Origin of the sequence: Lederbergia ruris, from assembly GCF_018332955.1 — a bacterium.
GTDB lineage: Bacteria > Bacillota > Bacilli > Bacillales > Bacillaceae_C > Lederbergia > Lederbergia ruris.
Map to the genome: position 1 here is coordinate 30,513 of NZ_BORB01000026.1, position 17,638 is coordinate 48,150.

The 17,638-nt window shown below is 38.1% G+C and carries 14 protein-coding genes; all 14 read right to left on the reverse strand.

The genetic code is table 11. The features are described 5' to 3' along the window. Positions 1-392: 392 nt before the first annotated feature. Positions 393-1,676, reverse strand: coding sequence for a Gfo/Idh/MocA family protein (locus tag KI363_RS14285; RefSeq protein ID WP_212966742.1), 1,284 nt, complete (start codon positions 1,674-1,676; stop codon positions 393-395). A 1-nt stretch (position 1,677) separates the two neighbouring features. Beyond that, a complete protein-coding gene (locus KI363_RS14290) occupies positions 1,678-2,700 on the reverse strand; it encodes a dienelactone hydrolase family protein (RefSeq protein ID WP_212966743.1) in 1,023 nt (340 codons plus the stop codon). Between the two features lie 503 nt (positions 2,701-3,203). Continuing rightward, positions 3,204-4,160 carry a peptide-methionine (S)-S-oxide reductase MsrA gene (gene msrA / locus KI363_RS14295; protein WP_212966744.1) on the reverse strand — a complete coding sequence of 319 codons (957 nt, stop codon included), beginning with the start codon at positions 4,158-4,160 and terminating at the stop codon, positions 3,204-3,206. Positions 4,161-4,328: 168 nt separating this feature from the next. Further along, positions 4,329-4,661 carry a L,D-transpeptidase gene (locus KI363_RS14300; protein WP_158324154.1) on the reverse strand — a complete coding sequence of 111 codons (333 nt, stop codon included), beginning with the start codon at positions 4,659-4,661 and terminating at the stop codon, positions 4,329-4,331. A 121-nt stretch (positions 4,662-4,782) separates the two neighbouring features. Further along, on the reverse strand, positions 4,783-5,151 hold the full coding sequence (locus KI363_RS14305; RefSeq protein ID WP_212966745.1) for a cytochrome-c oxidase: 369 nt from the start codon (positions 5,149-5,151) through the stop codon (positions 4,783-4,785). A gap of 134 nt (positions 5,152-5,285) precedes the next feature. Next, complete coding sequence (locus KI363_RS14310) at positions 5,286-5,840, reverse strand: hypothetical protein (protein ID WP_212966746.1); 555 nt, start codon at positions 5,838-5,840, stop codon at positions 5,286-5,288. Positions 5,841-6,277: 437 nt separating this feature from the next. Continuing rightward, entirely contained in the window at positions 6,278-8,593 is a 2,316-nt protein-coding gene (gene yicI / locus KI363_RS14315; protein WP_212966747.1) for an alpha-xylosidase, read from the reverse strand. Positions 8,594-8,703: 110 nt separating this feature from the next. After that, positions 8,704-10,377, reverse strand: coding sequence for an ABC transporter substrate-binding protein (locus KI363_RS14320; protein WP_246516880.1), 1,674 nt, complete (start codon positions 10,375-10,377; stop codon positions 8,704-8,706). A gap of 48 nt (positions 10,378-10,425) precedes the next feature. Then, entirely contained in the window at positions 10,426-11,313 is an 888-nt protein-coding gene (locus KI363_RS14325) for a carbohydrate ABC transporter permease (protein ID WP_212966749.1), read from the reverse strand. A gap of 18 nt (positions 11,314-11,331) precedes the next feature. After that, on the reverse strand, positions 11,332-12,219 hold the full coding sequence (locus KI363_RS14330) for an ABC transporter permease (RefSeq protein WP_158324109.1): 888 nt from the start codon (positions 12,217-12,219) through the stop codon (positions 11,332-11,334). 265 nt (positions 12,220-12,484) lie between these two features. Next, a complete protein-coding gene (locus tag KI363_RS14335; RefSeq protein WP_212966750.1) occupies positions 12,485-13,492 on the reverse strand; it encodes a DUF4340 domain-containing protein in 1,008 nt (335 codons plus the stop codon). An 18-nt stretch (positions 13,493-13,510) separates the two neighbouring features. After that, the gene (locus tag KI363_RS14340; RefSeq protein ID WP_212966751.1) at positions 13,511-14,176 is read right to left on the reverse strand and encodes a YesL family protein; all 666 of its coding nucleotides are present in this window, start codon (positions 14,174-14,176) and stop codon (positions 13,511-13,513) included. A gap of 15 nt (positions 14,177-14,191) precedes the next feature. Then, positions 14,192-15,712, reverse strand: a complete 1,521-nt coding sequence (locus KI363_RS14345; RefSeq protein ID WP_212966752.1) for a response regulator transcription factor — start codon at positions 15,710-15,712, stop codon at positions 14,192-14,194. Further along, complete coding sequence (locus KI363_RS14350; protein WP_246516881.1) at positions 15,690-17,510, reverse strand: sensor histidine kinase; 1,821 nt, start codon at positions 17,508-17,510, stop codon at positions 15,690-15,692. Before KI363_RS14350 ends, KI363_RS14345 begins: the two co-directional genes overlap by 23 nt. Positions 17,511-17,638 lie beyond the last annotated feature (128 nt).

Below are 17,638 nucleotides of genomic sequence, written 5' to 3' on the forward strand. Positions count from 1 at the left end.
ATCATTCTACCCCTTTCTTTTTTATTTGCCTTGATTAGGAACCATTTTTTCTTCCATGAATCAGCTCCTTTCAAAGTAAATAGAAAACTTCATAGTAAAAAAGTGCATATTCAAAAAGGAGGTTCAGCGGTAGATGTATCTTCCTTGCTTCGAGCATTTTTACGCTTGATGATAACGCTTTAATAATAGCGCATGATAACACGATACTCTATGTATAAATATGCTCTTTTTCTTTGCCTCTTTGCATTTTTTGTCTTCGTTGGCAAACTAACAAGTTTGTACACTCGTAGTCATCCGTTAAAAAAATAGGGGTATCCAATAAGTTGAATTTTTCAACCATTGGATACCCATATTCCTGTTTTCGAAATATTGAGCTGAACACTAGGACACTTTTAAAGTTTAATCAAATCATCTATTTTTACAGCCTGCCCGGTTTTCAATGAGATGTTGCCGGCAATTCCTGTCATGATGGATCTGGCCCCATCAATATGGGAGGCAGCCCTGTTAAATTCATCCTCTGTTGGCTCACCAAATAGATCCTGTAGCAGGACGACATCTCCTCCTCCATGGCCGCCTTTTCCTTCCTGCACTTCCACTTCATACGATTTTCCAAACATCGGTAATACTCTGATAGACTTTTCTTGTAATTTTCCTTCATCATCCTTCTCTCCACCTGAATTGATGTAGGATTGTTCACGTACAGTGACTTCTATTCTACCTTTGCTTCCATTAAATGTGATGATAAATCCTTCCCATGGTAAATAGGCATTGAGTGAATAGGTAAGAATCGCTTTATTTTTATACGTGACAAGTACACCTAATGTATCCTCAATATCAATTCCATCACCGAAAACACTTTGATCTCGTTGATAGCCATCCTCTTTTTCTGCATCTAAATACATGGCCTTCAAATGAGGGTTCGCTTCCAAATCAATCGCAAATGGATCATCTTTTGCATAGTCATTTCCGTGAGCACGTTGGTAAAACTTCGTTACGCCTCTTGCTTCCGCATTTTCTCTTCCGTAATAACGTAATCCTCCTGAAGCATAGACGGTTTCTGGAATAGAATCTAACCAAAAATTCACTAAATCAAAATGGTGGGTAGATTTATGAACGAGCAATCCACCACTATTGCGTTTATTGCGATGCCATCTCCGGAAATAATCGGCACCGTGTTGAGTATCTAATGCCCATTCAAAGTGAACAGAGTGAACATCTCCAATCACTCCATCTCGGATTAATTCTCTAATTTTTGTATTATGAGGGGCATAACGATAATTAAATGTCACCCTTACGTTTTTGCCAGTCCGATCAATCGCATCCAAAATCGCTTGAGTTTTTTCTACATCGACTGTCATCGGCTTTTCTGTAATCACATCACAGCCAAGCTCTAATGCGCGAATGATATAAGTATGATGGGTGCGGTCAATCGTTGTGACGATGACGTAATCTGGTTTTTCAACTTCAATCATTTTATCAAATTCACTAGAATGATATGTATTGATTTTAGGATGATTATATTTCTCTTCCAGCAAGCGATTCGCATAGTCCATTCTTGTTTGATTTATATCGGAAAAAGCTAAAAGTTCGCAGGTGTCCGTATAATCTCTCGCTAAAGCACCATAGAAAAATTCAGCTCTTCCACCCGTTCCAATTAAAACATATTTTTTCTTCATCTTACTCATCTCCTCTTATTTTTAGTTGCTCGACTAACCAGTTATAGGAACGCTCTCCACAAATTTCATGCCCGCCATCAAAGAAGTGGGAAGCTAATAACGACTCCGCGTTGAAAGCCTGATATATTTCCTGAAGCTGGCGTAATGCGATTTGGACATGTTCTAGTGGGAATAGATGATCTTCTTTCCCGGCTTCGATAAAAAGCGCTCTAGGTGCAATTAAACCAATCAGTTCTGGCATCTCGGCTATGTGTAAAATATTCGGGATATAATTATCTAAACAATGTCTTCGGTCTATAATACTTCCGGCAAATGTATTCGTATATCCACTAATGACTGTGGCTTTGATTCTTTCATCTAAAATGGATGTAAAAGCCGTGACAAGGCCACCACCTGATATACCCATACAACCGATTTTGCTTGAATCGAATTCCTCTTGTGTTTCAAGGTAATCTATTACTTTGATACACTCGTGAACTCGCAATCCCGCTAACGTTTTTCCATATAAAAGGAGTTGGCTAGCCAGTCGATAGCAGGAATTATCACCAGGTTTTCCTTTCCCTTGGTCCTCTTGCAATTTCCTGTCGCCAAATCCGATTAATTCCGGGGCGACAACAGCAAAGCCTTTTTGAACCAATTCAATCGCAAAATCCTCATGATACGATGACTTACTTCTTGGTGAACCATCGGGATGTAAACCAACCAATTCTTTATGGCCATAACCATGGCCGTGAATGGCAAGAACAGTAGGCAATGGTAAAGTCTGATTTTTTGGTATTAATATATAGATCGGCATTTTCAGGGGTGGAATCGTTGTCAATTCAATCCGATAGCGAATATATTCCCCCATATCTACTTTTTCCAACTGAGTCGCTTTCTGTTCTTCCGAGTTGCTAGCAAAGTCACCTAAAGCATTCGCAAACTTTTCCTTTAACTCTTGCTTCCAGCTGTTATCATATCGATTTGGTTGAACTGCTACTGTTTCTTTATATAACCGGTCCAAATATAAATCAGCAGACCACATAGAATTCCTTCCTTTCAAATATGTTTATCCACCGAACACTTTGGTGATAACGCTTTCCATTTTAACGATATAACAACGTTGTTATTTAAATGTTATAGTAAAATGCCAAAAAGAACAAGTCCTTTTTTAAAAGTTTTTTGGTTGGGTCTACAATTTCACGGGGGTGATGCAAAAACCTAGATCCATAGCGCGGTTGGGTCTACGTTTTCACGAGGGGGATGCAAAAACGTAGATCCAGGACGCAGTTGGCTCTACGTTTTCGCGAGGGGGATACAAAAACGTAGATCCATAGCGCGGTTGGGTCTACGTTTTCGCGAGGGGGATACAAAAACGTAGATCCAGGACGCAGTTGGGTCTACGAAATAGCAAGAGTTACGAAAAAACGTAGATCCAAAGCGATTGTTCGTTCCGAATCCCTTGCATTCTTCGGTGAAGTTGATGTGACCCGCTATGGCGCCTGGAGCTAGATCATACATTAGCCAAAATCCCATCCAGCAAAGAAATTAATGGAACAAGCTTAGGTATTCCTCATACCCTTCATCCTTCAATTTGTCTTTCGGAATGAAACGAAGAGCAGCAGAGTTAATACAATAGCGGGCATGGTCTGGACCCGGGCCATCATCAAAGACGTGGCCAAGATGGGCGTCAGCTGTTTTCGAACGGACTTCAATTCGTCTCATGCCAAAAGACGTATCCAAGTTTTCCTTTAATTCTGAGCGTTGAATGGGCTTTGTAAAGCTTGGCCAGCCACATCCTGCATCATATTGATCATTCGAACTAAACAATGGTTCACCAGAGATGATGTCGACATAGATTCCGTCCTCTTTGTTATCCCAATATTCATTTTGAAACGGCGGCTCTGTCCCATTCTTCCTCGTTACTTCATATTGTAATGGCGTTAACTCTCTTTTTAGCTCCTCATCTGTCTTTTGCTTTTTCCAATTTTCACGAATGAATTGGGCTCGTCCCGATCCTTCTTTATAGGCATTATAATGGAATGGATTTTTCTTATAATAATGTTGATGACTTTCCTCTGCTCTATAGAAAGGGGCTGCTGGCAATATTTCGGTGACAATCGGTTTTTGAAAACGGCCACTTTCTGCGAGTGCCTGTTTGGATGCCTCCGCTTGTTGCCTTTGTTCCTCATTATGATAAAAAATCGCTGTCTTGTAGGAACTTCCTCGATCACCAAATTGCCCTCCCGGATCAGTCGGATCAATCTGTTGCCAAAATAAATCCAATAATTTTTTATAAGGAAAAACGCTAGGATCAAATGTAATTTGGACCGCTTCTACATGTCCCGTTGTATCAGAACACACTTCTTCATAAGTCGGATTTTCTGTATGTCCTCCGGTATAGCCTGAGATCACTTCCTTTATTCCAGGCTGTTCATCGAAAGGTGAAACCATGCACCAAAAACAGCCGCCCGCAAAGGTTGCCAGTTCATATTGCTTCGACATATGCTCATCACTCCTTAATAAATCTTATGATCTCCTATTCCTTCCATCCTATTTTATTTTTATTGTATCGATCCTACTCGAAAAATACCATTAAGTTGATTACGTTCATAATAAAAAGCCCCTAGTTCGTCTAATAAAAGAACTAACAGGCTTTTTGTTACAATTTCCCTAATGAATCACGACCGGTGTTCCAACCGAAACCCGACTTGAGAGATCTAACACATCATGATTATACATTCTAATACAGCCATGGGACACATTCTTACCGATTGAGGAAGGGTTGTTAGTTCCATGAATGCCATAATGCGGTTTGGATAAACCCATCCAGAGAACGCCAAACGGGCCGCCAGGGTTTGGTTGTTTATTAATGATCTTATAAGATCCATGGGGAGTAGGTGTGACGATTTTTCCAATGGCTACGGGATAGGTTTTGATCAGCTTGGAACCATCAAATAGCTTGAGCTGATGCCTTCGAATCGACACATCGATCCATAAAGCCATCTCATCATCTCCTTGGTCTTTTGCGATATTGTATGAATAGAATAGGAGATGGTCCCTACCATTAAAAGTCAAAGAGCATCCTCACTATAAAAACAAGGTAAGATACTCTTTTATTTTTGGATCAAGTACGTAAATGCCATAAAACATTATACCCGAAGAAGAATACACCCAAAACAGTTAGCGCTCCACCTACTGTTGCGATCGGGAAGAAGATAGGGCTGACACCTAATATGGCGCAGGCAATCCCAATCATCATAATCGGTAATCCAATATTATGGAGCCAAAAATGGACTTTTGCTGCTACCGTCTTTTCGAGTTTTGGAAAACGAACATAAATTAAACCAATTATAGCGAGAGACATCCACCCAAGCAAATTTACATGGACGTGGACCGTTGCCAATTTAAAGACATGTGTTGCGGACATATATAACCCAAATGAAATGCCAATTAAGAAATAAATAACAGCGATTTTAATCAATTTTACTCCCATGATCCAACCTCCCTTATCATTTCTTACTCTACAGTCTATGATGAGGGGTGAGCTGGAATGCTTTTTAAATTTAGTTTTCATCGTACTTCATGAACATGTGAACATGAGGGCCTTGTTAGTGTAAAAAATTTGTTTTATTCTAGCCGGATTTGAACAAATTCTATCCCAGTGTCTTGCAATTTATTCAATAACTTTCCTTTAATTTCTATAAAATGGCCATTCTCATCAATGGTCAGGTCGTTCCCATCATGAAAAACAAACGTATACTTTGAATTACCTCCCCTCTCTATGATTTGCGTCACTTCTTTTACCTCTTCCCAAGGATAATCATGCCGCTGTGTTGTAAAAATTTCCTGATAGGAGAGATGATCATCCGCCAATCGTTGGTAGGATTGTGAAGCAATATAAATGGAAGCTATCCCTAATCCAAGGCAAACTAGACAGAGTATAATCGATTTTTTATGGATTTCTAATAAAAAGAGGAGCATGAAAGCAACGATGAAGAACATAAGACCAATCGCACATGTTAGGTAATTTTCCATTGGCACAAAAACATGCCAAACCTTTGGTGTATAATGAAAAAATTCCGCTAGCATTAATGGTATAAAAATAATCATAATCGGTGATACAACAATGAAGCAAATACCGATCGCCATGAAAATATGCTTGGTTTCATATTTTTCTCTCATTCTAACCTTTCCTCCCTACATGATTTCGGCATAATCACTGTGTAAAACCACAATTAGAAATCACCATCGTTTTAAATCCCACTCGTCTTTCCATAACTATGCCTATTATTGGTTTATTCGCTATTCTGATTTTTATATCTACTACTATTTTATAAGAAAACGACTTAAGTTGTTAGGAATCTTTTTAATTTTAAAAAGGCAATTTTCAATCCCGTTCGCCGATCAAGGTAGGGGCGCTAAGATGGGGTTAATTTTGGAGGGGATGGAAAAGAATGATCAATGGAAAATTACCAGAAATTTGGTATGGAGAGATTATAATCCTGAAATAATGGCAGGAAGAAATTCATTTTTATCTATACTTCAAATTTGAAAGGAAAAGGCATCCAATCGCCGATTCTAGCCCGTTGGATGCCTATATCTTCTACTTTACGCTATTTTTAGAATTGTACTTTAAAGTTTGTAGTGCCCAGGTCTGGGGAAACCACTGATCCCATCGATTCCTCTCGCCATACACCTGAAGATGTGGATGAAATTTCGCTTTGTCCAACAAAACAAACATGGTATGGTTTTTGCTTCATATTTGATTGAATTTCTACTGTTTTACCATTGCGGGTAAGGGTCATTTGTCCAGCCTCTGCTCCGTCCAGATTATGAACGGTAGCCGAAACTTCCTTGCCTTCTTCCAACTCGTACACATAGAAGGTAAGATTTTCAGCATAATCATATTCCGGACTTGTTGGATTGGCTCCCATCGGAATAATCGCATTCTCTTTTACAAATAACGGAAGACTCATATAGTCATATGTTTCTTTTCTCCATGTTCCTCCTTCTACGACTTCCCCTGTTAGAAGATGGGTCCATTTTCCTTTCGGCAAATAATAAGTTGCTAGGCCTTCCTCGTTAAAAATCGGGGCAACAAGAATCGAATCTCCAAGCATATATTGACGATCCAGTAAATGACAAGTTGGATCCTCTGGGAATTCAAGTACCATGGCCCGCATCACCGGTACCCCTGTGTTCCGATTCTCAACTGCTACATTAAATAAATAAGGCATTAAGCGGTTTTTTAGCCTCGTAAAATGGCGCGTCACATCCACTGCTTCCTTATCAAATAGCCAAGGAACACGATAAGAGGAGCTTCCGTGAAAACGGCTATGGCTTGATAGTAGTCCAAAAGCCGTCCAGCGTTTGAAAACATCTGGTGTCGCTGTGCTTTCAAATCCACCAATATCATGGCTCCAATAACCAAAGCCACTTAAAGTGAGGGATAACCCCCCGCGTAAACTTTCAGCCATCGCTTCATAAGTAGAGTCGCAATCCCCACCCCAGTGAACAGGGAATTTCTGACCACCTGCCGAGGAAGAACGAGCAAACAGTACGGCTTGATTTTCTCCTTTTTCTTCTTTAAGAAAATCAAAAACAACTTCATTAAATTTATAAGCATAGTAGTTATGCATTTTATATGGATCAGAACCATCGTGATAAACAACATCGGTCGGAATTCGCTCACCGAAATCTGTTTTAAAGGAATCGACACCCATATCCACTAATCGTTTCAAGTGATCTGTATACCATTTACAGGCGGCAGGATTGGTAAAATCGACAATTCCCATTCCCGCTTGCCAAAGATCCCATTGCCATACATCACCGTTCGCTTTTTGAATCAGGTATCCCTTTTCCGCTGCCTCATCAAATAGCTTGGATTTTTGCGCAATATAGGGGTTAATCCAGACACAGATCTTTAATCCTTTTTCTTTTAGACGGTTTAACATGCCTTGGGGATCAGGGAAATTATCACGGTCCCATTCAAAATTACACCATTCAAATTCCTTCATCCAGAAGCAATCAAAATGGAAGACGCTTAAAGGAATTCCTCTCTCTTCCATCCCATCAATAAAATGATTGACAGTTTCTTCATTATAATCGGTTGTAAAAGATGTCGTGAGCCATAATCCGAAAGACCATGCTGGAGGTAAAGCGGGTTTACCCGTTAATGCTGTATAGCGACTGATGACATCCTTTGGAGTAGGACCATTTATCATATAATAATCTAGATATTCACCTGCAACACTAAATTGACTTTTTGACACTAATTCCGAGCCAATCTCAAAGCTTACTTCCTCGGGATGATTGACAAAGACTCCATATCCTTCACTACTCAAGTAAAATGGAATATTTTTATACGATTGTTCCGAGCTTGTCCCACCATCTTTATTCCAAATATCAACGGATTGGCCGTTTTTAACAAAAGGAGTGAATCTCTCGCCCAAACCGTAAATTTGTTCTCCAACATTTAGATTTAGTTGACCGCGCATATAAGTTGTTTCTTCTGGACCCTTGATCCAGGCAAGACCTTTAGCATTTCCGGTATTGATTTTTCGATCGCCATAGTAAAAATCAAAACTGAACTGTTGTTTGTTCACGACTAGTTTTAGATCACTGCTTGCTATAGACAAAGCTTTTTCATCTACATCTATTTCTGGAGTGATAGATTGATCGGCAACATCAAAATGAGGACCTTTTACTTTTCTACCTTTATAATGCCAAGTTTGCACTCGAATCACATTGTCCATTGGCGAGGATAGTTTCACCGTTAATAAAGGTCCATCTAATGTATCTCCTCGATGATGAATATCTTTACAAGGTGCATAAAATGTGACGCTGTCTTTATTTACTTCATAATCATGTACACTGCGCGGATGGTGAATACTATACCCTTCACGTACCATCCAGTTTCCATTTGTAAATTTCATCTAACTCAAACCCCTTTCCGCTTCACGCTGAGGGGCCGCCCTCGAAGTCTGAGTTTCACTCGATAGTGAATTACCAATCCTTCATTCAGGACAGCCCTGTGATTAACCGATTATTTTGTTCCCCATAATTTCATTGTATCTTGGGTAATTTTTGTCATTTCTGCATTTGCCTTTTCAATCTCCATTTCAATAAGCTTGGCTTGGATTTCATCCCAAGCTTTATCGAAATCTGCTGGTTTACCAAGAATCGCTTGGGTGATTTTTTGTTCTACAAAATCATCCGCTTTTTGTTGGATTGTTTGTAAGTCACTATTGTTTGGAATCGTGTAGTTAGAGGCGGATCCATGCTTGGAAATGCCCAATTCTTCAGTAGATGGGAACCAATCAATCCAACTCTCCATTCCATATTCATTTAAAACTTCTTTTTCCGCATCTGTATAAGTTGCGATAATATCATCTTGTGTATCTGGTGAGATTGGGTTTCCTGTTGAATCAACAGCGCCATTACCCCACTGTGGGAACAGATAGATATAATGACCTACACCCGTTTTTTCCGGATATTTAGCATCTGTTTTTCTTTGTTCTTTATCTTCATCTTTCAATACTCTTTTTCCGTCAACAACATCATAGTTAACTCCTTCAATTCCCCAATTCACAAGGATTTGCGCTTCTTCAGAAGCCATCCAATCGAGAAATTCAAAAGCTTCTTCTTGATGTTCTGAAGTGGAGCTGATAGAAATTCCCCAACCACCGGCAAAACCATAATCTTTTAAGCCTTGAGATTTGTAGCTTTCATCTAATGTAACAGGAAGTGGAGCATAGGTTCTCCATTCCTTACCATCCGCTTTCAATGCTTTGTCGGCATCTTGGAAATTCCAATCTTGGTCAGCAATTCCTAATACTCGACCAGAAGATAGTTTGGAAATATACGTATCATGCGTTTGAGTGAAAGATTCAGGGTCAAGTAAACCTATATCATTCATGTGGTTCAACCATTTAAAATATTCTTTTATCTCAGGTACCATAAATTTGTATTTTGCTTCTCCTGTTTCATCATTGATAGCCCATTGACCATCATCTGGTAAACCAAGTGCAAAGCCAGCTGGATTGCCTACTGTAATCAGCCAACGCCAATCACTACCAAGTAGGGACAAGCCGATTGTCTTTTGTCCATCCACTTCCGGATGCTTTGCAATATAATCTTTTAACGCCTTTTCATAATCATCCACTGTTTTAATTTCAGGATAACCTAGCTCACGAAGAACATCTAACTGTATGGACATTGTCCCGCTTGTTTTCCAATAAGCATTTTCCACACCATACGTTCCAACTGTATAAATGCTTGGATCATCAATAGAATTCCGTAAACGATCGATTTGATCGCCATACATTTTTTTCAGATTATCGCCTTTTTCTTCAATTAAATCATCAAGCTTAATCACGCCACCTGCTTCAATTAATTTACCAATATCCCCTTTAGCGTAAATCATGTCAGGGTATTCACCACTTGCAATCATCAGTGGAATTGCTTGCTCGTCGCCACCAACTGGATGCTCGATATCAAGTACAACACCTGTTCTCTTGGTAATTTCCTTAGCAACGGGATCATCAAACGATACATCCGAGGTTAAGTCTGCATTAAAGAAAGTCAACGTGAGCGGCTCATCCGCAGATTTCCCTGATCCATCTGCCTTCTTATCCGAATCACTGCTACAGCCTGCTAGCGTTATCCCAACAAGTAATACCAACATGAGTGACCATAACGGCCATTTACGTGTGAACATGTTACTCCCCCTCATTGTTTATATTTATATCAATGAAAAATTGATACCTTATTTAACAGCTCCCAAGGTTAATCCTGTGACAAAGTATTTTTGTAGGAAAGGATAGACCATCAAGATTGGAACTGTGGCAATGATCGTAATCGCCATTTTTAAAGATTGTGGATTCGTCTGTTTGGCAATAAATTCGGCGTTTTGCGCATTAATACCAGCCCCTCCAGACGTACTAGCATTATCTAATATTTTCATTAATTCATATTGTAAAGTTGTAAGATTCTCATTCGACCTTGCATATAAATAGGTGTCAAACCAACTATTCCATTGCCCTACAGCTAAAAACAATGAAATGGTCGCAATTACAGGCATGGACAAAGGCAAGATGATACGGGCAAAGATCGTAAAATCGTTCGCCCCATCCATTTTAGCTGATTCCTCCAAAGCCTTGGGTAAATTATCCATAAAGGAGCGAATGATAATGACGTTAAAAGCACTAATTAACATCGGCAAAATGTATACGGCAAATTCATTGATCAGGCCTAAATTCCGAATCAACATATAGTCGGGAATCAATCCCCCACTAACAAACATGGTTAATACGAGTAAGATTGCGATTGGCTTGTTGAATACAAAATCTTTTCGACTTAATGTATAGGCCAACATCGTACTGGCAATAATCCCCGTCACTGTCCCTACCACTGTTCTTGTCACCGACATGATAAAAGCTTTTAGAAGCCTGTCATTACTACCAAAAATCTCCGTATAGTTTGCGAATGTAAACTGTCTTGGCCAAATATGGATGCCACCTTTAGCCGTATCAACAGCATCATTCAATGAGATAGCCAAAATATTAAGGAAGGGATATAGCGTAATAATAATGACAATGATCATGCTGATGGAAAGAATAAGGTCAAAAAGTGTAATCTTTTTAAAACGTTGCATTTTGCTGTCCTCCTTGTCTTAATAGATTCCGCCATCCCCTGTTTTCTTGGCAAGATTATTAAAAATGACGATTAAAATCACGCTAATGACCGATTTGAAAATTCCAATCGCTGTACCAAAGGAATATCGGAACATCCCGATCCCGTAATTTAACGCATACAAATCAATCACTAATGCTTTTTCTGCAACAATATTATTTCCTAATAACATTTGTTTTTCGAAACCGATATTAATCAGGTTACCAATATTTAGAATTAACAAGACGATAATGACTGGTCGAATACTTGGTAATGTAATATGCCACATTTGCTTCCAGCGACTTGCCCCATCCACTTTTGCCGCCTCATACAATTGCGGATCTACACCCGTCATCGCCGCTAAATAAATGATCGCATTCCAACCGGTTTCCTTCCAGACGTCAGCCGCCGTCACGATGCCCCAAAACATATTTGGATTGGACATAAAGCCAATCGGTTTATCAATGATATTTGTGGCCATTAATAAATTGTTCACAACTCCTTCTGGAGCTAACATCGTTGTGACAATATTCGCCACGATGACCCACGAAACAAAATGGGGTAAATAAGAAATCGTTTGCGTTAATTTCTTAAATTTAATTAACCTTACTTCATTGATTAATAAAGCAAAGCCGATGGATGTAAGCGTCCCAAAAACGAGACCTAAAACCCCCATCCCTAACGTGTTCGTCAAAGCCTGATAAAATAAATCCTCTTTGAAAAGGACTTTAAAATGTTTTAGTCCAACCCACTCTTGGTCAAAAAGGCCTTTAGCGGGTGAATAATCCTGAAAAGCCATCGTCCATCCAGCGAGAGGTATATACTTGAAAACGATTAACCAAATGACAAATGGAAAAGACATTAAAATTAACGCCTTTTGACCTTTCATTTTTTTCCAAGTATTGTTTAATGGCCTATTTGTTTTTCCCTTTAAATCTATAGCTGTTTTTGCCACACCTTTCCCCCCTCATTTACAAAAAAACTAACTATTCATTCCTTATCTATAATGTTATCTGAAATCGTTTTCCCTTTATACCCAATAAAAAAGTGTAAATTTCCTGTAAAAATTAGACATACGATTCTATTTTTATCGTAAAAATAGAAAGAAGCATTCGATTTTCACGTTTGTACGTAAAAATCGAATGCTTCCTGCGTTATACTTGCTTGATCTTTTTGAGCATATTTTCAAAGTCTGATTTTTTCAGTAAAAAATCAGCTTTTCCATTCAAAAATACAGCAAAATTTTGCTTATCATAAGAAACTAGTTCCACTTTTACCTCCTTTTTCTTCTTTTGCTCCTGATTAAAAATCGTATAAATCATCGTCGCTTCAGGATTATGATAAGTCGCATCATTTACAGTGTCATCCACGGATAGTCCGGCAATATCCTTATATAAATTTCTAAAAATATCTTCCTCTACTGCTTGATCATTGATAAAAAAGAGTGGGGAATCTTGATCTTCCTGTTCAATTGGATGGTCAATTTTAATTAAAAACTCCTCATCTCCAACATGGATTTGCAATTGCGCCAATACATCAATCGCAATGATTTTGACAAACTTCTCGACCAGGTCAAACGCTTGTAATTCGTAAGGCAGTAAAGCGCGATCCGCAATCGTTCCAATTTGCTCACTGTCACTTACTTTTGCATAACGCTTATCATCCCCGGCCTGATCACCAATAAGGATGGTTTCCTCCCCTTCTTCCGATTCAAAAGTTAACTTCATATCCGGTTTTTTTAATCCATACTTTTCAAGGTTTGCTTCCTCGCCAATGATTTCTTCCCATGCTAATTCTTCTATTCCATACAACATGTCGACAAGCGGATTGTACTTGACACTATAGACATTCTGATAAGGTTGATGTATATACCAGCCACTCAAATTGGTCCGAACTTCTTCCTCTGAATAAGGGGAGTCTGGCACAAGTTCAATCATCTTTTTCCCATTTTGTAGCGTCATACGACGCACCTGATCCGCTTTAAGCGAAAGAACTGGCTGGGCTTGCTGCTTGTCCTGCGTTTGCTCTCCCTTCTCTTCTGATTCCTGAGAAGCTTGCTCCACTGGCTGCTCTTCCTTGTTACTGAATATGGCAAGCAGCGTGCCGATCACGAGGATCATGATTAGGAATAGACTGATTGTTTTCATATTAAGTCTTCGCAAGGTCGTTCCTCCATCTGCCTATCCTTTAGACATTTTCATCTCTAATTCTCTTAATGGTTGTTGTAAATTTAACATCACAAAATAGCCGATTAAGCTGATCGAAAATAAAAAGCTTATACTTGGGAAATACCAATAAATAATGGCAAAAGCGATGATACTTGTAAAGTTTAAAAAAGTTGCTTTAAAAAATTTGAAATTGGAATAGATTGAAATGATAAACAGATTTTTCAATTTCACTTCAAATCTTGAAATAATTGGAAAAGCATAAATCATAATAAACACACAGACGATCATTAGGATAAAAAATACAGGGGAAAAAATATTACCGTGATTCGTAGAGTAACCGATATCAATCGCCAAAATGAATAAAATCGTTAACTGAATCAACCAGTATTTCATCGTTGGCCAAAAGTTGAGTTTATACGCTTTAAAAAAATCCCTCGTAACCTGAATGTCTTTCTCCCTCACTAATTTGCCCATTGATGAAAGAACAGCTGTCATCGCTGGTCCCATCGGAATCGACGTTATATAAAACAATAAAATATTTTCAAACACAAAATCGGCTAAGTAAAACACGATAAAAAATAGTAAATTGCATAAAATAAAATAAAGATTGGTCATAAAAAAATAATACAGATACTTCATGATCATATATGCTGGTCTGTCTGTCACAGGTTTAGCCATACTTATCCCTCTTCGTTAGCTGTTGATTTCTTTTCGTTGGTTCATTTGGTATTCCTTCGGACTCATCCCTTCATACTGTTTAAAATTTTTGTAAAAATAATCAGCATTGGAATATCCAACTAACCTAGAAACCTCATTGACTTTATATTTATCAAGCACTAATAATTCCTTTGCTTTATTAATTCTTACTTGATGCAAATAAACATTAAAATACTCTCCGGTTTCCTTTTTAAATAGTTTTCCTAAATAAGCACTATTGTAATGAAATAAATCTGCCACATATTTTAAGTTGATATCTTCACTATAATAAAAATGAATATATTCTTTCACCTTATCGACGATGTGTCCTTTTGTCGGATATTCCCCATGAATCGATTCACTGATGAATAATAGCTCCTTCACAATCCATTGCATAATCGCTTGAAGATGGGGTTGATGATTTATTTCATTTGCCCAAATATCCTTATCAATCGGATCTACATCTGGATAGTTTTTCTGAATCAAATCAAGGAGTGATACACACCACTCGAAGATTTCCACTTTGATTCTATCTTTTGAAAAGCGGCTAGCTCGGTAATAATCTTCCAGATCAGCTACGATTTTCTTAATATTTTGCTGATCTCCGAACTCTATATAATGATAGAGCTTTTTTCTACTATCTTCCTCATCTGGTTTCTTCACTACTTCTGGAACCGTTGTAAACTGTTGATAATGTAAGATTTCCCGTTCACTAAAGCAGAAATGCAGATGCATTAATTCTTTGATTTGCCGATAAGCGGTCGATAATTTTTCCGGATGGTCAACCGGATCTGCGACCATTAAAACAATCCCTTGTCCACTATTTTCTCGAACTCTCTTTCTCAGTTTCGTTATAAATCGCTTTGCAAAAGAGGAATCTTTTTGAATAAACAGCAAGTGGTCAAAACTGTCTTTCCTAATCCATTTGATATGCTGATCATTTTCGGCAACTCTTTCCATCAGCCATTGATCTGTGCGCTGTTGTAAATCACCATAAATCCGAACAAATTGTAATTCCTTCCCGATTAACTTTTTTAGTAATGAGTCAGAAAAATGCTCACGCTTCCCCTCCAACAAGGCCCTCAATGTTCGTTCTTCATGCAATTGATTATAAGAAGCCAGTTGCTCTTGTAACCTCTGTTCCTCTATCCGTTCCTGGTCAATTTTTTCAAGCACCTCTATTAACTCTGTTTCCACTACTGGTTTTAGTAAATAATGTTCAATCCCTAGGCCCATTAGTTTTTTTGCATAGGAAAAACTAGAATAGGCGGTTAAAATGATAAATTTAGTCTTAAAATTTTCTTTCTTGAGCTGACTCACAATATCTATACCAGACAAACCGGGCATGCGAATATCAAGCATGACTATATCTGGCTGATGTAAACGAATTTTATGTAAACCATCTCGTCCGTTAGTCCCTACATCACAAATTTCATAACCATACTCAGACCATGGGATAACATGTTTTAAACCTTCTTGGATAATGGGCTCATCATCAATGATCAATAATTTCCGCATCTGAATCCGGTCCTTTCTCTGAAGGTAAGAACAATGTGACAACCGTACCAATCCCATACTCACTCGCTATGTCAACTCCATAAGCTTCACCATAGTATAATTTAATCCTTTTATTGACATTATTCATGCCAATCCCACTACTTTGTTGGGCAGTATCTTCTGATGCATCTAAGGCGTTCTTTAATAACATCAATCTCTCAGGCGCGATGCCTACCCCATTATCCTTCACTTCGATTACAAGGTTGTCAGCCGTTCTATACACATTAATTTCGATCATACTCGTTTCCATTTCTCGATCGATCCCGTGGATAATGGCGTTTTCAACAATTGGTTGCAGAAGTAATGGGAAAATATAATAGTCTTGAATATCACATTCGACCGCAACACTAAAATTCACTTTATCACCAAAACGCATTTTTTGAATTTCTAAATATGTTTTGATGAGTTTCAGTTCCGATTCTAATAAAATCGGTTGCTCGGAAACTTCTAAACTAGAACGCATCATTTGACTAAGCAACATCACACTTCTAGCTACCTCTTGATCTTGATTAATTAGCGCCTTCATGCGAATCATTTCTAACGTATTATAAAGAAAATGGGGATTGATTTGGCTGGCTAACATTTTAAATTCAGACTCTTTTTGTCTTCTCTTCCATTGTTCTTCATTGATTTTATGAATATACACTTCATTGATTAATTCCTTAATACTATCCGCTGTCACAACTAAATCTTCATACGCCTGTCCAATTTCATCACCGCCTAATTTTCGATCTTTAATATCGAAATTTCCCTTGGCGATATTATTCATGGCATCTCGCAGTTGATAAATTCGTTTATCGAATGATTTGATAAAGAGACCAATCAGTGTGATCGAGACAATCAAACAAATTGTAACAATCAAAAAGCCATTATATAAAACTTTCCTCGAGTCTTTAATCACATCTTCAATCGGAATTAAAGCAGTAATTTGGATTTGGTTTGCTAATGTTTTGCTAGGCTTAAAAGAACGCAAATAGATTTTATAGTTTTCTTGCTTAAATTCCGTATCATAAATAATCGATTCTTGATCTTGGATATCCGCTTTTTTGATAAAAGAAGGATGTTCTCCTAAATAACGCGGATCCTTGCTATGAACGATTTTTTCACTATCTAATGAGACGAACACATCAAATAACTCACTTTTCGATATAGATGTCAGATTATCGGGCGAAATTGCAATCGCTAATACGCCTAATAATTCGCGATTATTTCCATAGACAGATCTGGTTAATGTAAGATAAGACTCCTTCGTCCATTTGTCCTGCATATACTCCCAAGAAATTCTTCCTTGTCGCTCGATCGCCTTTTGATACCAAGCCTGATTTCTCGTCTCTTGATCCGCATAGACAAATTGTGAATTCGTAATCATTTCCTTTGTCATGTAAAAGCGAATATTTTCAATTTCATTGTAATAGCGTAAATAGTTATTAAAAATCGGATAGGATGCATAGGCATTATAAATTTGAAGATTATTGTCGTATTCCTGCTCTAGGACTTTCTTTAAATCGTCACTAATATAAATTTGGTCTGAGATATTAATGGCACGATCTAAGATAGTGTTTAATCTCATTTCTAGCTTATCGACATTCGCATCCACTTCATTAATCGTATTATTAAGGACAACATTTCTCATGCTATAGTTGAGGTAAAATCCAATCAGGAGGATAGGAATAACAGTTACAGCTAAGTAGATTCCTAATAATTTTATCTTTACCTTACGATTGGTAAAACTCCGAGTTAATTGACTCAGGTAGTTCACTGCCTTCACCCTATCCCAATGTTGAATTAACTAAGTCCCACTGACACAGAGACTTCAGATGATCCTCTCCAATACACCAAAACCATATTTCTTAAATGATAGACGCTTCCATTTCTTTTAATTGGAGA